Annotated in this window: 20 protein-coding genes; 7 read left to right on the forward strand and 13 right to left on the reverse strand. The window is 63.1% G+C overall.

Annotation, left to right across the window (positions count from 1 at the left end; translation table 11 throughout):
* Positions 1-28: 28 nt before the first annotated feature.
* The 12 genes from J2X62_RS01835 to J2X62_RS01890 form a co-directional block, all read right to left on the reverse strand.
* A complete protein-coding gene (locus J2X62_RS01835) occupies positions 29-817 on the reverse strand; it encodes an N-acyl homoserine lactonase family protein (RefSeq protein WP_082519267.1) in 789 nt (262 codons plus the stop codon).
* 184 nt (positions 818-1,001) lie between these two features.
* Positions 1,002-1,520, reverse strand: coding sequence for a hypothetical protein (locus tag J2X62_RS01840; protein ID WP_143544763.1), 519 nt, complete (start codon positions 1,518-1,520; stop codon positions 1,002-1,004).
* Between the two features lie 105 nt (positions 1,521-1,625).
* Entirely contained in the window at positions 1,626-2,312 is a 687-nt protein-coding gene (locus tag J2X62_RS01845; RefSeq protein ID WP_094693299.1) for a TetR/AcrR family transcriptional regulator, read from the reverse strand.
* On the reverse strand, positions 2,270-3,358 hold the full coding sequence (locus tag J2X62_RS01850) for a histone deacetylase family protein (protein WP_179274123.1): 1,089 nt from the start codon (positions 3,356-3,358) through the stop codon (positions 2,270-2,272). Before J2X62_RS01850 ends, J2X62_RS01845 begins: the two co-directional genes overlap by 43 nt.
* A gap of 23 nt (positions 3,359-3,381) precedes the next feature.
* Positions 3,382-4,788, reverse strand: coding sequence for a cytosine permease (locus J2X62_RS01855; RefSeq protein WP_283548605.1), 1,407 nt, complete (start codon positions 4,786-4,788; stop codon positions 3,382-3,384).
* 87 nt (positions 4,789-4,875) lie between these two features.
* Positions 4,876-5,676, reverse strand: a complete 801-nt coding sequence (locus J2X62_RS01860) for an SDR family NAD(P)-dependent oxidoreductase (protein ID WP_094693293.1) — start codon at positions 5,674-5,676, stop codon at positions 4,876-4,878.
* Positions 5,677-5,802: 126 nt separating this feature from the next.
* The gene (locus J2X62_RS01865) at positions 5,803-7,404 is read right to left on the reverse strand and encodes a gamma-glutamyltransferase family protein (RefSeq protein ID WP_094693291.1); all 1,602 of its coding nucleotides are present in this window, start codon (positions 7,402-7,404) and stop codon (positions 5,803-5,805) included.
* Between the two features lie 49 nt (positions 7,405-7,453).
* Positions 7,454-8,233 carry an amino acid ABC transporter ATP-binding protein gene (locus J2X62_RS01870; protein WP_094693397.1) on the reverse strand — a complete coding sequence of 260 codons (780 nt, stop codon included), beginning with the start codon at positions 8,231-8,233 and terminating at the stop codon, positions 7,454-7,456.
* 23 nt (positions 8,234-8,256) lie between these two features.
* Positions 8,257-9,090, reverse strand: coding sequence for an amino acid ABC transporter permease (locus J2X62_RS01875; RefSeq protein WP_310176810.1), 834 nt, complete (start codon positions 9,088-9,090; stop codon positions 8,257-8,259).
* Entirely contained in the window at positions 9,057-9,905 is an 849-nt protein-coding gene (locus J2X62_RS01880) for an ABC transporter substrate-binding protein (protein WP_310176813.1), read from the reverse strand. The genes J2X62_RS01875 and J2X62_RS01880 overlap by 34 nt, the downstream gene beginning before the upstream one ends.
* A gap of 170 nt (positions 9,906-10,075) precedes the next feature.
* Positions 10,076-10,753 (reverse strand): TetR/AcrR family transcriptional regulator, encoded by a 678-nt coding sequence (locus J2X62_RS01885; RefSeq protein ID WP_057473982.1) that lies wholly within the window; start codon positions 10,751-10,753, stop codon positions 10,076-10,078.
* 103 nt (positions 10,754-10,856) lie between these two features.
* Positions 10,857-12,308, reverse strand: a complete 1,452-nt coding sequence (locus J2X62_RS01890; RefSeq protein ID WP_310176816.1) for an APC family permease — start codon at positions 12,306-12,308, stop codon at positions 10,857-10,859.
* A 100-nt stretch (positions 12,309-12,408) separates the two neighbouring features.
* Here J2X62_RS01890 and J2X62_RS01895 point away from each other — a divergent pair, with 100 nt between their 5' ends.
* Entirely contained in the window at positions 12,409-13,011 is a 603-nt protein-coding gene (locus J2X62_RS01895) for a TetR/AcrR family transcriptional regulator (RefSeq protein ID WP_053068793.1), read from the forward strand.
* Position 13,012: 1 nt separating this feature from the next.
* Here the strand turns inward: J2X62_RS01895 and J2X62_RS01900 are convergent, their stop codons facing one another.
* Entirely contained in the window at positions 13,013-13,687 is a 675-nt protein-coding gene (locus tag J2X62_RS01900; protein WP_057473856.1) for a TetR/AcrR family transcriptional regulator, read from the reverse strand.
* Positions 13,688-13,843: 156 nt separating this feature from the next.
* Here J2X62_RS01900 and J2X62_RS01905 point away from each other — a divergent pair, with 156 nt between their 5' ends.
* The 6 genes from J2X62_RS01905 (at position 13,844) to J2X62_RS01930 (ending at position 21,029) form a co-directional block, all read left to right on the forward strand.
* A complete protein-coding gene (locus J2X62_RS01905) occupies positions 13,844-14,284 on the forward strand; it encodes a DUF3237 family protein (RefSeq protein WP_057473855.1) in 441 nt (146 codons plus the stop codon).
* 77 nt (positions 14,285-14,361) lie between these two features.
* Positions 14,362-15,891 carry an ABC transporter substrate-binding protein gene (locus J2X62_RS01910; protein WP_310176826.1) on the forward strand — a complete coding sequence of 510 codons (1,530 nt, stop codon included), beginning with the start codon at positions 14,362-14,364 and terminating at the stop codon, positions 15,889-15,891.
* A 162-nt stretch (positions 15,892-16,053) separates the two neighbouring features.
* Entirely contained in the window at positions 16,054-17,073 is a 1,020-nt protein-coding gene (locus J2X62_RS01915; protein WP_057473853.1) for an ABC transporter permease, read from the forward strand.
* A complete protein-coding gene (locus J2X62_RS01920; RefSeq protein ID WP_310176832.1) occupies positions 17,066-18,745 on the forward strand; it encodes a dipeptide/oligopeptide/nickel ABC transporter permease/ATP-binding protein in 1,680 nt (559 codons plus the stop codon). The genes J2X62_RS01915 and J2X62_RS01920 overlap by 8 nt, the downstream gene beginning before the upstream one ends.
* Entirely contained in the window at positions 18,742-19,587 is an 846-nt protein-coding gene (locus J2X62_RS01925; protein WP_310176835.1) for an ABC transporter ATP-binding protein, read from the forward strand. The genes J2X62_RS01920 and J2X62_RS01925 overlap by 4 nt, the downstream gene beginning before the upstream one ends.
* Positions 19,584-21,029: an amidase family protein gene (locus J2X62_RS01930; protein ID WP_310176838.1), complete on the forward strand. Its 1,446-nt coding sequence runs from the start codon at positions 19,584-19,586 to the stop codon at positions 21,027-21,029. The genes J2X62_RS01925 and J2X62_RS01930 overlap by 4 nt, the downstream gene beginning before the upstream one ends.
* The last annotated feature ends 21 nt before the right edge of the window (positions 21,030-21,050 follow it).

The raw sequence follows: 21,050 nt of genomic DNA on the forward strand, positions 1-21,050 counted from the left end.
CGCACCGTTTTGTTCGCTCGACCCCGACCTACTCGTGACCGGCGACGGTGGCTACGTTCGGCCATGTGACCGGGCAGTGCCCGGCGACCAAGCGAGCCCCCTCGGCTGCCGCCAGGTCGATCAGCCGATCGTGCGACAGACGTACCAGCGGAGCATCTTCCGGCACTGCATGGGTTCCGACCAGACGGTTCTCATCGATGCCGGCCTGCAGATCGATGGCATCCATCGTGAAGATCCACGTTCCGGACTTCGCCATCCGAACCCGATACGACATGTGCCCCGGGGTGTGTCCCGGCGTCGAGATCGCGTCGATACCCGGGGCGAGCTCTGCGTCACCATCGAGGATGCGCCACTTGATGTTCGGGTTCGAGTAGTCCTCGCGCAAGTAGGCGTCGGCCCGCCCGGCCGTGTCCATTGCGAATTCGAGTTCGCGCCGTTGCACGAATACTTCGACACCTGCGTCGGCGAGATGCCGAAGTCCTCCCGAGTGGTCCAGATGCAAATGAGAGATCGACGCGAAAGCGAGGTCGGCGGGCGTCAGTCCATGAACTGCAAGGGCATCGATCAACGGATCCCCGTCGGTGGGGAAGGTGGGAGGAGCGCACGGCGCGTAGGAATCGTCGGGATCGGGACCGCGGAACCGTCGCGCATCGGTTCCGGTGTCGAGCAGGACCCAGCCGATGGTCGTCTTGACGAGGATGGCGCACACCGGCTCGACGAGAACGCGGTCGGAGCCACCCTCGATCGAAATGTGTTCGGGGATCTCGTCGAAGGCCAAGGTCAGACAGAACATGCGTTCACAGGTAGGTGTAGTCATCGGGCACCGTGCTCACATGATCTTCGCAGGGCCATTGTTGGGTCCAGCCTCATGGCATCCATTGAATTCCTACCTGCTAAGTGGAACGTTCGACCAAGTTTTGTCCGACCCTACACGTAGTAGAGGGCTTCACGTGAGCATCACGCTATGCGTTTGTGAGACGAACGTCCAACTTGCGGAGCCGTCACATAGAAAGCGCTCGATAGACGGACTCGGGGTGTTGAAGCAACGCCCACTGCCCCTCCTCCTCGGCGAGCGCGCTCGCGGACTCCCATACCTGGTCCGTGACGGTGTGACCGAGAACTGCGACATAGCTGTCCCGGGTCAGAATCGGAGACGTCGAGGTTCCGAAACCCTCGGCGAATCCAGTCAATCCACCGTTGTTGACCCACACATGGAACGGAGCGCCGCGGGGAACGACCGCGACGACGTCGCTCAGTATGTCTGCTGCCAGTCGATCGCAGGCTTCGACCGTCGCCGGTTGATCCTCGGTCGCAAGCTGGGGCATGATTTCGACGGCGTAGCCGGACTCGGTACCGATCCACGGCACCTGCGTGAATACGGTGACGTCTACCGGTTCGAGCTCGCTGGGCTCTTTGCCGCACACCCGCCTTCCGATCGAGTACTTGGTGGCCTCGGCGATCGCGATGAATGCCGCGTCCGAGAGGGCCTTCGTCATTCGAGTGATCTCAACACGTGCCACAGTCGGCACCTTTCATGTCGGGGTCACCGGCCGAGGTGCCGGCGACAGATGTAGAGGATGACTTCGAGCGCGGTATTCGCTCGAACTCTCAGGTTCTGCTGTGCCTCAACCTTTGTCGAGCGACTGCACCAGTCGCCTCAGCACTTCTCTGATAGTTCGAGCATCCGCGGGCCGGAGCTCGTTCGGCAGGTGATCGACCTCGAGACCGGCGAGCACCGCCAGGATCAGACGAGCATCCGTCCTCGGGCTCGTGAAATCCATGTTCTTCAGAACGGTCTGCAACTGGATGTTCAGCGTTGCCTGCCAGGCTGCGGATGCACGCGCCAACGCGGGACGCCGCACACCCTCGACGGTGAATTCGTATTCGGCCAGAAGCTGAAAACGCTTGTGCGTCAGACCATCGATAACGAGATCGGCCAACCGATCGGCCAGATCGTCTGTGGATGGGTGCTCGCCGATGCGAGCGATCGCCGAGGTGACCCGCGCCGTTTCGCGCTGAATGTGACGGTCGAACGCTGCCTGAATCAGGTCGTCTTTTCCCGCGAAGTAGTAGCCCACGGCGCCGAGCGGTATCCCCGCTCGAGCAGCAACCACTCGCATCGACAGGCCTGCGATCCCCATCTCACTGACCACCTCGAGAGCTGCGTCCACGATCGCGTTCTTCTTGGCGACGCCGCGGCGACTCGGCGGCATCTTGCTCAGGGCATCGGGCAGATCCGCAGAACCGTTCCCGCCGTGTTCGGTGATCGCTACCCTCCCACTGTGGACGCGTTCGTCGCGCCGGACAACCACGCACCGACGTTGTCGCCGAGCTCGGACACAGAATAGCCGCCCTCGAGAATCGCGAGCACTGGTACGCCGACATCAGCGATCGCACGACCCATCTCGCGATAATCGGCACGATCGAGCGCGGCATCCCCACCCGGATCCCCGCGAAAGGTGTCGAAGCCGAGGGACACGACGATGAGGTCGGGAGTGAACTTCGAGATCGCCGACAGCGCGCCGTCCAAGAGGGCGAGGTACGCGGGACCCTCGATCGCTTCCGCGAAGGGAAGATTGAGCGTGCTTCCGCGTCCGTGACCGGATCCCGCTTCTCCCGCATATCCGGTGAAGTACGGATAGCTACGGTCCGGGTGACCGTGCAGCGAGGCGTACAGCACGTCTGCCCGATCGTAGAAAATCGATTGTGTCCCGTTGCCGTGATGAAAATCGACATCGAGGATGGCGACCCTGTCGGCACCGCTGTCTCGCAACGACTGCGCGGAGATCGCGGCATTGTTGAGGTAGCTCCCACCTCCGAACGCATCCGCCGACACGTGATGGCCCGGAGGCCGGCACAATGCCAAGGCCAGAGGAGCGCCGTCGGCGACTCGTCTCATGGCGGTTAGTGCAGTACTCACCGACCCGATCGCAGCGTCGTAGGTACCCGGCCCGATACCGGTGATGGTGTCGAAGCAGTACTGTCCGAAAGCACCTGCGTCCTGGGGCTTCTTCGCGGCAACGGTCGGAGCATGCAGACCTGGGTGGATGAACGTGTCTGCGAACACCAGCTCGACGCCGTCGTCCGGCACATCGGCCGCCGACCATGCTTGCCCGAGAAAGTCGACGAGTGCCGTGTCGTGTACGCCTCGAATGCTCTCAAGGACAGCACTATCGACGTCCGGTCCGATCAACTCGACATTCGGTTCACCTGCGAGAGCATGGTGGATCGCGTCCATTCGTGCGACGGTGTCGAACGCCGGAATCGGTCGCCCGCACTGCACCTCGACGGGCGGGGCATGGCCCCGGTGTTCCGGACTGGTCACGACGGGGATCGGACGGGCGGAAGTTGACGTCATCGAGTCTCCGAAGATGTAGGGATTCAGCGGCTTACGGTGGTCGGCTGGACAGATCGCTTGCGCGCGAGGACGAGGTAGACGCCTGCGGTGACGGCCAGCCCGGGTATCCAGGACACGTCGGCACCCCCGAGCGCCGTGCTGAACGCCCCGGTGAACCATGCACTGGTCATGAACGGGATCCCGGTGGCAACGCCGGCGAAGTATGCGATCAGGACCTTGAGGTTCAGCCCGTAGTAGGTCCAATTGACGGGGTCGTGCCAATACGGACCTGCCTTCGCATACATGGCGGACACGTTGTACGCGCCGTGCTGGACCACGTAGTAGTCGACCAGGTTGACCGCACCCCACGGAGTGAGCAGCAGCAAGAGAACGGACAGGAACGCCTGAAGGTTCTGCGCGTAACTCTGATACGCGATGGTGGCGGCGGCCGTCCCGAGGACGAAAGTTGGCATCATCATCAGAACCCGTGTGCGGAGCGAAGCAGGTACGCGAACGAAGGTGGACAGACCGGTGACGAGGTTGAGCATCCCGCCGTAGATGTTGAGGACATTGGTGACGGCAAGGCCCGCAGCAGTTGCCGCGAGAACGACCGAACCGAGTAGGCCGCCTCCGAGCGCCGCGTCGGCACTCTGGAAGATGTCTCCGAACCCGAACTTCGCGGTCAGCAGCAAGCCGAGGGCGCACACCCCCGTCGCGGAAAGGAACACACCCGCGGCGGTCCACCCGAAGATGGCCGGTCCCGAGGTGTCTTCCGGCAGATAACGGGAGTAGTCCGACACGAAGGGTGCGTATGTCAGAGCGAATGTGACCGCGACACCGGTGCCGGTGAGGAAGGCACCCCACGACACGTCCTGTGACGTGGTCACCGGAGCCCCATCGCGGAGGAAGGCAGCCACGATCACCGTCAGAAGTATCGCGGTCAGGGGAATCTGCGCCCATCGGCACACCGCATGGATGGCGTGATAGCCGACGACCGCGATCAGCAGACTTGCCACTGCCACGATCGTCATGGCAACCGGCAGAGCTATGCCGGTTGCGGCCGTCAATGCTTGCCCGCCGATTATGGTGACCGATGCAGTCAATCCCGCGTACATCAAGAAGGCCGCGATCACCGGTATGAGAGCACCGTTGTAACCGAACTGTCCGCGACTCTGAATCAATTGTGGGATACCGAGTCTCGCCCCTTGCACGGAGTGCAGGGCCATCAGCGCCGTCCCAAGCACGTTGCCGACCAGAGTCGCAACCAGCGCCACCCAGAAGTTGGGAACGATCGTCAAGATGACCAGGCCGAATACGGCATTGCCCACATTGAGGTTAGCCGAGAACCACACTGCGAACAGGTCTCGCGCAGTTCCTGTGCGTTCGGTGGTGGGCACCGGGTCGATGTGATGCGTTTCGAGTGCTGAAGCTATGTCGGCCGACTGCGTCATTCGTTGTTCCGATCCTTGGTTGAGGCGAAGTTGCCCAGTGAAGGGGACCTCGGATGCACTGTGTCGGGGTATCTTTCGACGGCTGTATCAGTTCACTGCAGGTGTGGTGACGCCTCGTTCTTCGGCAATGGAGTTTCCTCCGTCGACGACGAGAACCTGGCCGGTGATGTACGACGCCGATGCCGAGGCGAGGAATGATACGAGCGCTGCCACCTCGTCCGGCCGACCGGAACGTCCGAGGGGGCTGGCAGCACCCATCGTGTTCTCGTGCTCGGTTGCCGATCCCGTCGCAATCCAGCCCGGGGCAACGATATTGGCGGTGATGCCGCGGTGAGCGTTGTCGATCGCGATCGACCGCGTCAAGCCCACCAATGCCGCCTTGGCAGCATGATACGAGGCGTCTCCCCCGTAGGCCATCACCGAACCCGAAACCGAACCGACGTTCACGATTCGACCGAACTGCTGCTCCACCATGGGTGCGAGCGCAGCGCGGGTGACGAAGAAGTTCGTGTCGAGGTTGCGTGAGATTGCGGCGTGCCATTGGTCGTCCGAGGTGAGTTCGGCCGGAGTCTGCTCTTCGCTACCCGTGGTCGCGGTCATGCCCGCGTTGTTCACCAGCACGTCGACTCGACCGAAGTGTTCGATTGCTTCGTCCACCAGGCGTTTCGCCGTGGATGAGTCGGTGAGATCGCCGATGAAACCGATCGCCTGCGCACCGGTAGCGGTCAACTCTGCGACGCGGGTGTCGATTCGCGACGACGTCGCCGCGATCACGAGCGAATGCGTCGACGCCAACGCTCGGGCGCAGGCGAAGCCGATGCCGTCGGGGCCACCTGCACCCGTCACCACGGCAACGGGCCTTGCAACATCGACCGGAGTGAACACCATCAGCTACTACCTCCAAAGTTGAACGATCGACCAAGATTAGCCCAGAAGAACAGCCGAATGTGCTTTTCGGCAATAAAATTGCTGTCCATTGAAGTTCTCTGATGTTTGCGTTCTTGGTCGACCGTTTCACATTGCGGGACTCGCGTGGCGCGAGTAGTGGACGACGGACCCGGATCCGTCCGACCGAGGATCCGAGGTCGCGGTCATCGACCCGTCATCGCCCACGACTACGACGTTCGACTGACCCATAGCTTCGGTAAAGGCCGGAACATGTCGAACGTTCAGGCCGCTTCGTTCGAGTGATGCGCATGCCGGCGCGGACAATCCTGGTTCGACCGAAACGGATTCGTCTGTGTTGCCGTCGAATTGGACTCCGACGATTGCCCGCGGTGCAGCCACGGCGATGTCGGGGCCGACGCCGCTCAGTATTCGAAGCAGCAACTGAGCGATGATCTGCGGCTGACCCTGACCACCCATCGTCGAAAGGATGTGACGGACAGAACTACCCTGTGTGGTCATTGTCGGCATCAGCGTGTGGGCCGGGCGTTTTCGAGGTCCGATGACATTGGGAGAAGATTCGTCGAGGGAAAAGCTGGTGCCTCGGTTCTGGAACAGGACACCGGTTTCCGGATCGATGATTCCCGACCCGAAACCGCCGTAGACGCTCTGAATGAGGGACACCGCGTATCCGTCGCTGTCGGCGGTGGATATGCCGACCGTGTCACCGTGCGGCACCGGTGCCGTGCGCTCGGACACCGCTCCCAGTGCGGAGGTTGCCAACAGGTCCGCGTGCACCAGCTCACCCACGTCCACGATGCTCCGGCGTGGATCGGCGAGGTACTTCGACCGTAGGCCGTTGGCGTGATGGAAGATTCGCATCACGGCACCGAGATCGTCGCCCAAAGGGTCGTTCGAACCGAGTTCGTCGAGTGCGCGCAACGCGCGGAGAAGAACGAAACCGTGGGTGTTCGGCGGACTCGTCGACACGGTCAATCCACGAAATGTCACCGAGACCGGTTCGGTCACCTCCGGGGCGAATTCGACGAAATCGTCCTCGTCGAGGCTGGAACCCCGACTGCGTAGGAATGCAACGGTGCGGCGGGCGAGAGTGCCCTCGTAGAAACTCTCCGGTCCCTCGCTTCTCAAGATGCGGAACGTTTCTGCGAGTGCGGGTTGCGCGAACGACTCTCCGGCGTGAAGGGGCTGTCCACCCGGTCGGAAGACCCGATCGAAATCCGGCATACCGAACAGGTCTGCATGTTCGGGGTCGACGATGTGGTCTGCCAGCGAGGCCGACACCGGGACACCGCGTTCGGCGGCTTCCTCCGCATCGTGCAGCAACCGTTCCCACGGTAGGCGACCGCCCAGCCTGCGCATGCGCTCCCAGCCGCCCACTCCCCCGGGCACGGTTATCGTCTCGACACCGCGGAACGGTAGGTGCCCGCTGCTGTGCCGAGATCGCAGCGCGTGTGCGTCGGTCGTCGACGGTGCCCACCCGGACGCATTGACACACCGGATGACACCGTCCGGACTACGCACCAAGGCGATGAGATCGCCTCCCAGCGCTACGTTCTGCGGGTACACGACCGTCAGGGTCGCGGCAGCGGCGATGGCCGCGTCGACGGCGCTGCCGCCATCGCGGTAGACCCGCTGAGCAGCATCGGTCGCCGATGTGTGAGGTGTGGCTACTGCTCCGGTGAAACGTCTGGTGGCAGTCGATTCCGACACGGCCTTGATACTCCTTGGTCTCGAGTTGATTGGTGACGACGAGGCCCGTTCAGTCGATGGTCGACAGAAACGACCTCGTGCGCTCGTGAACCGGATCGGAGAAGAGCTTCTCGGGCGGTGCGTCCTCGATGATCCGACCGGCGTCCATGACGACGATGCGGTCGGCGACATCACGGGCAAAGCGCATTTCGTGCGTGACGATGACCATGGTCATGTTCTCTTGCGCGAGTTCGCGCATCACCGCCAGCACTTCCCCGACCATCTCGACGTCGAGTGCACTCGTGGGTTCGTCGAACAGCATCACCTTGGGCCGCATGGCGAGTGCACGCGCAATGGCCACGCGTTGCTGCTGGCCGCCGGACAGCTGGCTGGGACGCGATTCGGCCTTGTCTGCCAGCCCCACCCGTTCCAGGAGCGCAGCCGCCTCACGAACCGCCGTCTGCTTGGGAGTTCCGAGAACACGCACCGGGGCGTTCCAGATGTTCTCGGCGGCGGTCATGTGCGGAAACAAATTGAAATGCTGAAAGACGAAACCGATTTCGCGGCGTCGACGAGCGAGCTCGGTGGTCCCGACCTTCTTCCTGGAGGTCAGGTCCCGGTGGCCGATGGACGCGCCGTCGATGAGTATTTCGCCTTCGTCGATCTGCTCGAGGTGATTCAACGACCTCAGCAGCGTCGTCTTTCCTGCGCCGGACGGCCCGATCAACACCACGACCTGACCACGCAGAACATCGAGCGAAACCTCATCGAGCACTCGGCGGCCACCGAGCGTGCAGCATGCGTTGCGGACCCGAACGATGGGCTCGGCATCCTCGGTCTTGACTGTCATGTCGCTCTCCTCGACTGCTGTCGTCATTCGTGGGCAGGTTGAGAGGCGGCTACCGAGCGCCGCGCCCCCAACAGGCGTTGGGTGATTCGTACCGGCTGTTCGATGCCCACCTGACGGGCCAGCCGGTTCTCGATGGCCGACTGAATGACCGTCCAGACCGTGGTAAGTGCCAGATAGTAGATAGCAACCACGATGAAGATCTCGAACGTGTGAAACGTTGCAGAGCTTATGGATTGGGTGACCTGAAACATCTCGCTCACCCCGATGACGCTCAGTATCGACGTGGTTTTCATCATTCCGTTGAAGGAATTGCCCAAGGGCGGAACCATGACCCGCAGCGATTGCGGCACAATGATCCACCGCATGAGCTTGCCCGGTCGCATTCCGAGGGAAGCGGCAGCCTCGAACTGCCCCTTGGGAACAGCATCGAGTCCGGCGCGAACGATCTCCGCGATGTAGGCGCTCTCGTTGATCATCAATCCGAGGATCGCAGCTTGCACGGCCGCCTTCACCGAAAGCCCCAGTAGCGACACATCATCGAACTGATAGAGACCGACGGCCGCGAAGCCTGTGTAGATCAGCACCAGCTGAACCAGCAACGGAGTTCCACGGATGGCCCAGATGTAGACGCCTGCAACCCAGCGCACCGCAGCGATACGAGATCGTCGCATGAGGGCAATCGCCAGCCCGGTGATGATGGCCAATATCATTGCCACCACGGAGATCGCGATGGTCAATACGAGTCCGTCGAGGAAGCGATCGGTCGGAGTGAACAAGCTCTGCCAAAAGAATTGCCAATCGAACTGCATGTCGTCGACCGCCGCTATTCCTGGATGCTCAGGTCGCCCTGGCCCCATTGGTCGATGATGCTCTTGTATGTACCGTCGGCCTCGAGCGCACTCAACGACTCTGCGATGGCATCGTGCAGTTCGTCATTCCCTTTCAGCGTTGCAGCACCGATCTTGATGGTGCCGAACGGTTTTCCTGCGGTCTGTATCTGTGCCCCGGTCTTGGTCTCGTAGTAGCCGAGTGTCTCGGCGGCGTCCATGTAGGCGTCCATCTGCCCGTTCTGCACCTGCTGAATCGATACGTCCGGCTTGTTGTTGCGGTTGATGTCCACCGAGGGCTTGCCTTCGGTCACGCACGTGTCGGACTGCTCCTGCGCCAGTGCCTCGGCGGTGGTTCCGACGGCAACCATGACTTTCTTGCCGCACAGACTGTCGTCCAGACCTGTCACGTCGGCGGGGTCCTTCTCGCTGACCGCAATTCCGGTACCGGAGTACAGATACGGCACGAAATCGACGATCGCTTCGCGCTCGGGTTTGATGTAGAGCGCGGCCATGATCACGTCACACTGTTTTGCCTGCAGTGTCGGAATCAGGGCGGGGAATCCGGCCTGCACGAACTGGGTCTTCAATCCCATCTGCGCCGCAAGGGCTTTGGCCAGATCGACTTCGCTGCCGACCAACTCGCCGCCCTCGTCGAAGTAGACGCTGGGCGGGGCGCCGTCGTTTGCGGCGCACACCTTCAAGGTGCCGGCTTCCTGCAGGGCGGGCAGAGCCACCTTCGGTGGGCCCGAGGGGGCATTCGCCTCTGCCGAATCCGACGACGAACAGCCTGTGGCCAGCAGGGCAACGACACCGGCGCCGACGAAAAATGCGGTCTTGAACACGGTTCTTCCTCCAGATCGGGCGGGAACGAGAACTCTTGCCACCTGTCGTCTATCACTCGATAGGTGGTGACTATCAAACGATAGGCCGACTCTGTGTCAACCGGGTTACGAATTGTGTCGATTGCGCGAAATCGGTCGGCTAACGATGCAGAAACGGCGGGCTGGTGCGGTCAGCCGACCGTTGCGCCCTCGAGGTCATCCAGCCGACGACGCGTCGTTTCACGTACCGCGGACAGCGCGGCCGGGTCCACCAGTACTGCGCGCAACACGAAATCGCCCGCCTGCAGCGGACGCGCGTGGCGGACGGGCCCATTGGGCCCCCCTTGCTCGCGCACCGTCTCGAACAGCACTCCGTTCACCGCTCGCTGCACGAAACTCGGCTCCACATCGACGAATTCACCAGTTTTCTGTCCGCCGATGATCAGCTGCTCCATCAACTCGTGGAACAGAGCTATGCCCTGGCGCTCGGCTTCGAACTCCGGTTGCGTCAGAACAGCATCTTGATACAGGCCGCGCGAGTCGAAAGTTTGCAACAGCGACACCCGCACGTCCCCGGCTACTGTCAGGTGCAGCTTCTCCGCCCACGAGCTGTCCTCTGCCAACCGGCACTGCAAGCGGTGGATCGCAGCCCCGAGGTCCATCTCCACCAGTGCCCGAAAGACTGCGTGCTTGGCCTCGAAATGATGAAAGAGCGACGGCTGGCGAATGTGCACCGCCTCGGCGATGTCACGCGTGGAAGTACCGAAGTAACCGCGCTGCGCGAACAACGAAGCCGCCGCCAACAGGATTTTTCCACGCGTGGACGACCAATCCACCGAGCTGGGCTGCCAGTCGCCTCCGTACGTCACGCGGTTCACCTTTGCCTCGAACACCGCGCACGTCAAACCCGCGCGTTCGATTGCGACTTCGGAGCAGCCGAGCCTCAGCGGAGACGAGCGCTGGGCGCGGGACTCACACCCGATCGTCGTCCTGCGCGTCGAGCAACAACAGGTGGGTAGCACCGCGCGAGCGGAGATACCCGAAGTAGTAGGCGTAGCCGGCTGCGACGATGCCGAGTGCGATACCCAGACTCAACCACTGCTCCGGATCCATCACACCGATGACCACGATGCCGACGATCACAATCAGCGCGACCAGTGCAGGCAACGGCCACAACGGCATTCGGAACAACTCCGGATGCTCCACGCCACGCTGTCGACGAACGACGAGAGCCGACAGTGCGATGAAGGCGAAGCCGACGACAACTGTGGATCCCGTCGCGTTGACCAGCAGGGTCATCGGCATGAGACAGCAGGCACCCGAGATCACACCCATCACGATCGTTGCCACCCGCGGCATGCTGACGGAGCCGGAGACACGCGAGAGGGGCGTGGCCAACACAGCAGGCAGTGCCTGATCACGGGCAGCGGCGAACAACAACCGACCGGCCTGCAGCCCGAGAGCAATATTGGCGTTGAGGATGGCCAAAGCCATTGTCAGCAATACGAATACGGCTACCGCATGACCTGCACGTTGCTCGAGGAACTCCTGGACCGGCAGATCGGAACCGACGAGGCCCTCGATCGAGTCCGCTCCCAGCATCACCGACACGAGAGGGACCAGCTCGACCACCACGGTGATCAAGGCGGAATACAACACCGCCCGTGCCACGTTTCGACGCGGGTTCTTGGTCTCCTCAGCGAAATACACCGCGCCGCCGTATCCGAACTGCGACAGCACTCCCTGAGTGACGACGAGTACAAGCCCGGCGATCCCGATGGGGGCAAGAGCCCCGCTCGAGTCCAGCGCCTGCGGGTTCAGCAGATCGGTGACCGGGCGTTCGATATGTACCAATCCCAATGCGGTGAGCAATACCAACGATGCCATCTCGACGAACAGAAACGACCCGGTCACCCACGCGTTGGTACGAATGTTCAAGCAGGCCACCACTGTTGCGATCAGGGTGACGACCAGGGCTGTGACGAGTGGGTCGACGCCGGAGATCGCGACTCCGAGGTAGTCGGCGACGCCGAGGGCGAAGATGGCCTGCGCCAGAGGAAGACCGACGAGCCCCAGGAAGAAGACTGCAACCCCGGATGCGGGTCCGAGCGTTCGACTGACCATCGCGTAGTCACCACCGGCGACGGGGTGCCGCGAACCGAGCTCGGCATAACACAGCGCTATGAGCAAGCTGATGATGCCGCCGATCAGGAAGCCCCAGAACACCCCGGTGCCGTAGGCCGTCAGTGCCGCTCCGCCGAGGATGAACACGCTCGCTGCAGGTGAGATCGACGAGAGGGTGAGCATGACGTTGCCGCTGACGCCCAGCGAACGCGCCAGTTCCCTGTCGTAGGTGCCAGAAACGCCGAGCGGCGGACCGGAGCGTGCATCGGCGGCAACCGGAGAATTGGGGATTTCGGGCATGACACGGCCTGCTTCCTGGAGTGTGAAGCCGAGATATTCTTTGACTCAAGTGTCAAAGAATTCTTAGGAGATTGGCACGCGCGCTCGGTACTGTCAACAGGTGGCACGCCAGCGGAACCAGATGGCCAGGCGCAATGCGCTGATCGAAGCGACGTATGCAGCGGGTCGCGAGCACGGGCTGCGCGCGTTGTCGTTGACCGACGTCGCCAAGGAAGCCGGCTTGACCCGTGGTGCCGTGCTCTACTACTACGACGACCTGGACTCGTTGCTGGTCGAGGCTCATGCCGCCGGTGTCTCGCGGTTCTGCGACGAGCGCGACGAACTGGTGGCGGCGACACAGGACCCGCGTCGACAACTGGACATCGCCATCGACGCCGGCTTACCGACAGGGCCCGACGATGCTCTGATGCGGCTACTGTTCGAGCTCGACGTACTCGCCGGCAGCTCTGCGCTGCACGAAAAGCTGGTGCAGGAACTCGACCGACGTCAGGCCGCGACGTACCGGAACATCATCGCTACGGGCGAGCGTGCTGGAGTGTTCACTCCGACCCCGAGCGGCGACCTCGTGGCGACGACGATGGTCGCCCTCGAGGACGGATACGGCCTGCACATCGTGGCCGATCACATCACGACTCACGACGTAGCGGCCGACGGAATGCGTGCAGTTGCAGCGCAACTGGGATGTCCGACGATCCGGGGCTGACCTACTCGCGGCCCTTCGCGGCAAGCGCCTGCAGCGCGTCGAGGTACATCTCGACCTGCTTGGCGAACACCTCTTCGTAATTCATCAGTGCCAGTTCGGCTTTGGCTTGCTCTGCATACGGAAACTTCTCGGGATGCTTCGGGGCGTACACCTGCACCCACCCGTCCTCCTTTTCGCGCGGGTCCGACGCACTGAGCCGAGCACCCTCGGCACTGGCCGAACCGAGAACCAGATTCGCGAAGACCTGATACTGGATCACGGCGGCACGGCCTCTCAGACCTGCCATGTGCATCGCCCGCAACACCCACTCGACGGCCCGTAATTCGTTCGGGCCGTTGGTGACGAGGGAGAACGTTGCAGCGGCGGCTGCCGGATGCGCAGTCGTGGTTCGCCACGCGCGCCAGGCAAGATCTTCGAGATCCGCACGCCAGTCGTCGGTCGGCTCGTAGCCGTCCAGAGACAGCTCGTCGAGATGATCGGCCACCGCGATGAGGAGGTCGTAACGACTCGCGAAATGTCGGTACACCGCAGTCGGGGACGACTTCAGCTCGTCACCCAAGCGCGAGAACTTCAGCGCCGGCTCGCCCTCTGTGTCCAGGATCGTCAGCGCTGCGGCAACAATTTCCTCCTGCGACAGCGATCCCCTCTTGCGGCGCTTGCGTACGTCCGAACTCATCGGCACATCCCTTCGCGTCCGACGCGTCGAGCGCGTCCAGACGTGTTTCCGTCTTGTTCCGACGACATTTCTTTTAGTGAATGCCATTGACTATTGCCTTGACTATGACCATAGTCACTGCAACACCAAACGATACGACCCGAGATTGGACGAGCCATGGACGCCCCCACGGCACCGGAGCTGCGATTCACATTCCGCATCGTCGCCGACACCGGCCCCTATCTACCTCTCGAACAACGAGCCGCCGAGCTGCTCGAGTTCATTCCCATCACCGGCGGAACCATGGAAGGAGATGTTTCGGGAACGATCATCCCCGGCGGTGGAGACTGGTGCCTGACTCGCGCAGACGATGCATACCAGGTCGAAGCGCGATACCTGATTCGTACCGATCAGGACGACATCGTCGACGTGGTCAACCTGGGGATAGTCCGCCACCTCCCCGGTGAGTCCGGCGAACAGATGGGCTACTTCCAGTCCACCCCCCGATTTCGGACGACGTCACCGCGACTTCAGTGGCTCACGCGTTCGGTGTTCGTGGGGCGCGCGACATCCGACGCAACCGGCACCACGATCGACGTCTTCGAAGTTCTGGCCTGATCACTCATCTCACCGCCGCACGCGTGTTCGCACGCATCCGCCCGAGAGGCACCCAGATGTCAACACGACATACTCGCATGATTGCGATCGCATTCACCGCCGCATGCGCGCTCTTCACGACGGCCTGTGTCGGCGGGAGCAATCCTGCATCCGCAGACACGATTCGGACGACGATCGATCCGCCGTCGACGTTCGACCCCACCAAAACACTGTCGCTTCCCGACAATCTGCTCGCACGCACGTCCTACGACACACTGGTCCGCCGAGACGACGGCGGCTTGATAGCCGGTCTGGCAACCGACTGGACGGCGACACCGACCCAAGCGGCGCTCACCATCCGCAAGGGCGCAACCTGTTCCGACGGAACCGCAATCACTCCGGGGGTCGTCAAGAATTCGCTCGACTACTTCGCGCGTCCGGACTCCGGCTCGACCGTCCCCGGTCAAGTCTTCGGCGGAACACCGCCGACGATCACCTCGGACGACAACGCCGGGACGGTCGTCATCGACCTCGGCGCGCCCTGGCCCGACCTGATGACCGGATTGAGCATCTCTTCGACTGGAATCATCTGTCCCGCTGGACTTGCCGATCCTGAGGGTCTCGGTGCCGGCACAGCGAAGGGCAGCGAGTCGGGACCGTACGTTCTGGATTCGTTCCAGCCGGGAGTGAAGTACACCTTCCGATTGCGTGAGAACTACGACGGCTGGCCTGCGTGGGCGACACCCGTAGACGGCACGCCCGCACAGACTTTGGAGTACTTCGTATCTCAGGACTCCACCGCGACAGCGAATCTGGTGATGAGCGAACAGCTCGACATAGCCAAGATTCAAGCCACGACGATGGAACGCTTCGACGGCATGGACGGGTACAAGGTATCGGTCGATCGTTTTTCGGACTTCTACCTCGTGTTCAACGAACGCCCCAGCAGCGTTCTCGCCGACCCCGCCCTCCGACGGGGCGTCGCACAGGCGATCGATCGCAGCATGCTCGAAAAGGTGACGTCCGCGGGAACAGGTGAGATCGCGACCTCGCTCGCCTCGAACCTGACCCCCTGCGTTTCCACGGCGACCACAACGTTTCCCGAACAGGACGCCGAGGCAGCCTCGAAGGCTCTCGACGGTCTGAGCATCCGCTTCATCGGCCCGTCCATTGCCGGCCCCGCCGGTGCCGGCAACGAATACATCGCCGAGGCGCTGCGCGCCGCCGGCGCTCAGGTGACCATTCAGAACACCGACGTCGGAAGCTGGATCGGCACGGTCTTCGGCGAGCCCGACGCATGGGACCTCACGTTGTTCGCGGACCTCAACTTCCTCGGTTCGCTGACCAGTCCGTTGGGCAGCTTCGTCGGACCGACTATCCAGGAGGGCGGTGGAAACGTCGGCGGGGTAACGAACGACGCCGCGGACGAAGCCTTCGCCGCCTCACTGACTGCATCCTCGCCGGAGGAACGCTGCAGCTACCTCAACAGTGCGGTCTCGGCACTGGTCGACGATGTCGATGCACTCCCACTGATCAACGACGCCTTCATCTACGTCCAGCGCCCCGGCTTCACCGTGCAGATGCGCGGCGGCTCGCTCGACGACCCGATCTATCGCATCACCGGATGAGCCCCTCCCGCGAACCGAACCCTCAGGAGCAGACATGACCGACCGATGGCACTCCGCGTCCGCTCGGACGACCCGCGACCACGTCGTGGTCGACCCTCTTGCACCGACGTTCCGTTGGCAGAACGAGCGTGTGCCCCTGGTCCACAGAGCAGGGAACCGCTGATGTCCATAGCCGAACAGACTCTCCCGACCGGCGCGCCCGCGCTCGGATTCGGACGTCGAATCGCACAGAACTCGTGGAGTGGCTTCGCGCTCCGCCGATTCGGGGGACTCGTTCTCTCCCTCGCATTGCTGGTCGTTCTCACCTTCCTCATCGTGCCGCTCATTCCCGGTGATCCTGCACTTGCGATTCTGGGCCCGGACGCGCGGCCGGACGCGATCGCGGCCGTGCACGAACGGCTTCATCTCGACCTTCCGCTGTGGAGTCAATTCGAGCTCTACATCAGAGGTCTGTTCTCGTTCGATCTCGGCGACAGCTTCCGGTATTCGACGCCTGTCACGGAGACGATCGCGACGAAACTCCCGTACACAGCGACTCTGGCGTTCGGCTCGATTGCAGTGGTCATTCTCGTTGCGATTCCACTCGGCATGACGATCGGCGTCCTCACCCGCGGTGGACGCAGACCTGCACTCGCAACCGGGTTCGGATCTGTCGCAGGATTTTTCGCATCCTTCCCGGCCTATGTGGCGGGCACGATCCTGGTCATCGTCTTCGCCATCTGGCTTCGAGTTCTTCCTGCAGGTGGGGTGTCGTCCACCGGCTCCTTCATCCTTCCCATTGCCGCTCTCGCAACAGGTCCCGCTTTCGCGGTCGCACGAGTGGTCCGACAGGAAACTTTCGAGGTACTGCAGCAGGACTACGTTCGCACCGCCCGCGGCCGGCGCATCTCCTCGGCCCGTCTGTACCTGCGCCATGCGTTGCCGAACCTGATGGCGTCGACGCTGACACTCACGGGCCTGATCCTCGCCGGACTCCTCGGCGGAGCAGTCATCATCGAAACCGTATTCAGCCTGCCCGGGCTCGGTTTGGAGGTGGTACAGGCGATCATCTACCGCGACTATCCGGTGATTCAAGGCATCGTCCTGACCATCGGAACCATCGCGATCGTCATCAACCTGGTGATCGACGTCCTCTTGGGTCTCATCGACCCCCGAACCCTGGGTGGGCCGACCAATGGCTGAAACACACCGCCGCATGCCGGCACCGCTGATCGCGGGCTTGGTCATGCTGGGAATCCTCGTCCTGACCGCCATCCTTGCGCCGGTCTTCCTCAGCAGCGCGGCCAACACGCTGACCACCGATACCCGCGCCACTCCCTCGGCGGAACACTGGTTCGGCACCGACGACCTCGGCCGTGACATCCTGGCACGCTCCCTGGTGGCCGCCCGTCTGACGCTTGTCATGGCGGCAGCCGCGACCGCGATGGCGGTAGTGGCGGGAGTGCTTGTCGGAGCGTTGGTCTGGCTGGCACCGAGACGGGTCAGGGAGTCGGTCCTGAGAGTCATCGACTCCACCGTCGCGTTCCCCTCGATCATCCTCGCGCTCGTCATCGCCGCGATCCTCGGGCCGGCCACGTCGTCTGCAATCATCGCGATCGGCGTCGCCGGTATCCCTGGATTCGCACGCATCACCTCGAACATGACTGCGTCGGTTGCCCAGAAGGACTTCGTGGGGACGGCACGGCTACTGGGCGTGCCGGGTTGGATGCTGTTCGTCCGGCACCTGCTGCCCAACATCGGCGGTCCGTTGCTCGTCCTCATCGCGTCGAGTTTCGCGCTGTCGCTGCTCGATATTTCGAGCCTGTCCTTCGTCGGACTCGGCGTGCAGAGCCCGGACTACGACTGGGGCCGCCTGCTCAACGAGGGCCTGCCTGCGATCTACTCGCAGCCCATGGCAGTTGCCGCCCCCGCCGCGATGTTGATCTTCGCCGGGGTCGCGGCGATGCTCACCGGCGACGGTCTTGCCGCACGCATCGATCCGTGGGGTCGCCAGCCGCGGTTGGCGCGCAAGTCGCAGTCGGCGGCAGCCACCTCTCTGTCCCCCGCTGCCCTGGTGGAGGTTCGTGATCTGAAGGTGACGGCCGCGAACGGTACACAGCTCGTGAAGGGGATCGATTTCGACATAGCGCCCGGCGAAATCCTCGGCCTGGTCGGCGAATCGGGCTCCGGTAAGTCGATGACGGCCATGAGCCTGGCACGCCTGCACCCGGACAGTGTCGCGGTGGACGTCGGTCTGATGAGGCTGGGCGATCTCGATCTCCGCTCCTGCACACAGCAGAGCCGCTTGGCCAAGGAGATCGGGCTGGTCTACCAGGACCCGGGTTCGACGTTCAATCCCGCTCTGCGGCTTGGTGTTCAGCTCACCGAGGTGGCGAAGGTGCACCTCGGCATGGCTCGCACGAAGGCGAACGAGACCTTGGTCGAGGCACTGCGCGCCATGCGGATCAAGAAGCCCGAGGAACGAATGACCCAGCATCCCTATCAATTGTCGGGAGGAATGCTGCAGCGGGCCATCATCGCCTCGTCACTCGTCACGCACCCCAAGCTCATCATCGCCGACGAACCCACGACGGCACTCGACGTGACGGTTCAGGCCGAGGTTCTGCGGCAGCTCAAGCACATCAACAGCAGCGAGGGCACCGCCATCCTGTTCATCTCGCACGACATCGGTGTGGTCGAGGCCTTCTGCGACCGAGTTCTGGTCATGGAGCAGGGCGAGATAGTCGAACGGCTCACCGGTGCACAGCTTGCCGCTCGGGACGTGCAGCATCCGTACACCACAGCACTCCTGGCCGCGACGCCGACGATCGCACTGCCCACCCCCGCCCTTGCTGCCGAGGAGGTCTCCCAATGACCACGAGCGACAACCCCATTCTCGAGGTGCACGGACTCGATGTCACGCTCGGACAGCGATCGAAGGCGACGAAGATCCTGAACGGTATCGACCTGACCCTCCAACGTGGGTCGACGGTCGCTCTCGTCGGCGAATCGGGATCCGGCAAATCCACGATTGCCAAGACCGTCATCGGAATTCATCGAGCCGATCGAGGATCGATCCGATTCGCCGGGACCGAGTTGGTCGGTGCGAGTCGCCGAACCCGTCGATCTGTGCGGCGTCGGATTCAGCTCGTTCCGCAGAACCCGTACTCGTCTCTCGATCCACGCCGAACCATCGGACAAACACTGGCCGAGGCAATCGATCCGGTACTGGCACGGGTCGGGCCGAATCGCGAGCGCATCTCCTCCCTACTTGCCATGGTGGCCCTCGACGACTCGGCCATCACCCGGTACCCACACGAGTTCTCGGGCGGCCAGCGCCAACGGATCGCGATCGCCCGTGCACTTGCCACCGATCCCGAGGTGGTGATCGCCGACGAAATCACGTCGGCTCTCGACGTCTCGACGCAGGCCGAGATTCTCGATCTACTCGCCCGATTGCGTCAGGAACTGCAGCTGACCGTGCTCTTCATCTCGCACAACCTTGCCGTCGTCAGCCAGATCTGCGACGACATCGTCGTGCTGCTGGGCGGCGACGTAGTCGAATCCGGCTCGGTGCAGCAGGTATTCGCCGATCCGCAGTCCGAATACACACGCACACTGATCGATTCGGTCCCCGGCGGCCCGGCCTTCGGCCTCGCCCTCGCGGCACCTGCACCACCCGGCTCCCCGTCCCACTCCACAGGAGGCACAGCATGACTCAGGCACACCCCGTTCTCTGGACGCTCGGCGCCCGCGAGATAGCACGACTCGTTCGAACTCGCGCAGTGACCGCACGCGAGGTGATCGACGCGCACCTGGACCGCATCGCCGAGGTCAACGGTCACCTCGGCGCTCTCACCGTCGTATTCCACGACCGCGCACGCGCACTCGCGGACACCATCGATCGCCGAATCGCCGACGGTGAGGATGTCGGTGAGCTCGCCGGGGTACCGATCTCCGTGAAGGAGAACATCGACCTGACGTGGTCTGCGTCGACGCAAGGCTGGACCTTCCTCGCGGATGCGATTCCGACGTCGGATTCGACAATGGTCCGACGGCTGATGGAAGCAGGCGCGATCCCGATCGGCCGGGGAAACATGCCCGACACCGGATTGCGTTGGGACACCGACAACGAACTCTTCGGGCGGACCTACAACCCCTGGGATCGTGACCGAGTCGCCGGCGGCTCCAGCGGCGGAGACAGCGTCGCCGTGGCCACCGGCATGTCCGTCATCGGACTCGGCAACGACTACGGCGGATCTCTACGATTGCCGGCCTACGCTGCCGGTATCTGCGCACTGCGACCGTCGGCGGGCCGTGTGCCTGCACCCTCACCCGTCGAGGCCTGGCCACTGACCGAGCAGTTCTTCGCAGTGAACGGACCGATCGCTCGCCGGGTCGACGACCTGGACACCGCCTTCTCGCTGATGCACGGGTCGGACGGCCTGGATCCGATGGCGTCCTCGATTCCCCACCCGGCCACCTACCACGGCGTACGACGCGTCGCCGTCACGCGCGATCCCGCCGGGTGGGGTGTGGACCCGCAAGTGGCCGAGGCAATCTCGGTAGCTGCCGATGCTCTGGCCGCTGCGGGGTGGGAGGTCGTCGAGGCCGAGGCACCCATGATCGAGGAAGCTGCGGTGCTGTGGCGTCGACTCTCGGTCACCGAGTTCGTCGGCAATTTCCAACCCGACAGCGGTGCCGAGCCCCTCGGCGCGGGCGCAACGCAGTATTTCCTCGACAACTCCTCGGAGACCGAGGTCTACGAGTCGATCGCGGAGTACAAGGCTGCGTGGGGTCAGCGTGTGCTGATTTCGGCAGCGTGGGAGAGGTTTCACGCCGAGTACCCGATCGTGTTGGGCCCGGTCTCGGCGCGGCGGATGACTGCCATCGGCTACGACTTGTCCGGTCCCGAAGCGACCACGCAACTGTGGCGTGATCACCGGTTACTGGTGACGGTCAACCTCCTCGGCCTGCCCTCGGTCGCCGTGCCCACCGGGCTCGACTCGGACGGCATCCCGTCCGGCGTTCAGTTGATCGCTCCGCGCAACGGCGACCACATCGCACTCGCGGCGGCCCGAGCCGTCGAGCAGAGCGTCGGAACGTTCACTCCGCTGAAGAAGCCGGCGGGGATGGACCTGCAGAGCGTGATCGGCTGACTCCGACTGCCACGGAACAGG

Origin of the sequence: Rhodococcus sp. 3258 (assembly GCF_031456475.1) — a bacterium.
Lineage (GTDB): Bacteria > Actinomycetota > Actinomycetes > Mycobacteriales > Mycobacteriaceae > Rhodococcoides > Rhodococcoides fascians.

Excerpts from the sequence above, each read along its gene's own strand:
- J2X62_RS01930 (WP_310176838.1), top strand. The coding sequence starts at position 19,584 with ATGACTCAGGCACACCCCGTTCTCTGGACGCTCGGCGCCCGCGAGATA.
- J2X62_RS01900 (WP_057473856.1), bottom strand. The coding sequence starts at position 13,687 with ATGAGTTCGGACGTACGCAAGCGCCGCAAGAGGGGATCGCTGTCGCAG.
- J2X62_RS01890 (WP_310176816.1), bottom strand. The coding sequence starts at position 12,308 with ATGCCCGAAATCCCCAATTCTCCGGTTGCCGCCGATGCACGCTCCGGT.
- J2X62_RS01850 (WP_179274123.1), bottom strand. The coding sequence starts at position 3,358 with ATGACGTCAACTTCCGCCCGTCCGATCCCCGTCGTGACCAGTCCGGAA.
- J2X62_RS01870 (WP_094693397.1), bottom strand. The coding sequence starts at position 8,233 with ATGACAGTCAAGACCGAGGATGCCGAGCCCATCGTTCGGGTCCGCAAC.
- J2X62_RS01875 (WP_310176810.1), bottom strand. The coding sequence starts at position 9,090 with ATGGGGCCAGGGCGACCTGAGCATCCAGGAATAGCGGCGGTCGACGAC.
- J2X62_RS01860 (WP_094693293.1), bottom strand. The coding sequence starts at position 5,676 with ATGGTGTTCACTCCGGTCGATGTTGCAAGGCCCGTTGCCGTGGTGACG.
- J2X62_RS01835 (WP_082519267.1), bottom strand. The coding sequence starts at position 817 with ATGACTACACCTACCTGTGAACGCATGTTCTGTCTGACCTTGGCCTTC.
- J2X62_RS01910 (WP_310176826.1), top strand. The coding sequence starts at position 14,362 with ATGATTGCGATCGCATTCACCGCCGCATGCGCGCTCTTCACGACGGCC.
- J2X62_RS01855 (WP_283548605.1), bottom strand. The coding sequence starts at position 4,788 with ATGACGCAGTCGGCCGACATAGCTTCAGCACTCGAAACGCATCACATC.
- J2X62_RS01915 (WP_057473853.1), top strand. The coding sequence starts at position 16,054 with ATGTCCATAGCCGAACAGACTCTCCCGACCGGCGCGCCCGCGCTCGGA.
- J2X62_RS01925 (WP_310176835.1), top strand. The coding sequence starts at position 18,742 with ATGACCACGAGCGACAACCCCATTCTCGAGGTGCACGGACTCGATGTC.
- J2X62_RS01920 (WP_310176832.1), top strand. The coding sequence starts at position 17,066 with ATGGCTGAAACACACCGCCGCATGCCGGCACCGCTGATCGCGGGCTTG.
- J2X62_RS01905 (WP_057473855.1), top strand. The coding sequence starts at position 13,844 with ATGGACGCCCCCACGGCACCGGAGCTGCGATTCACATTCCGCATCGTC.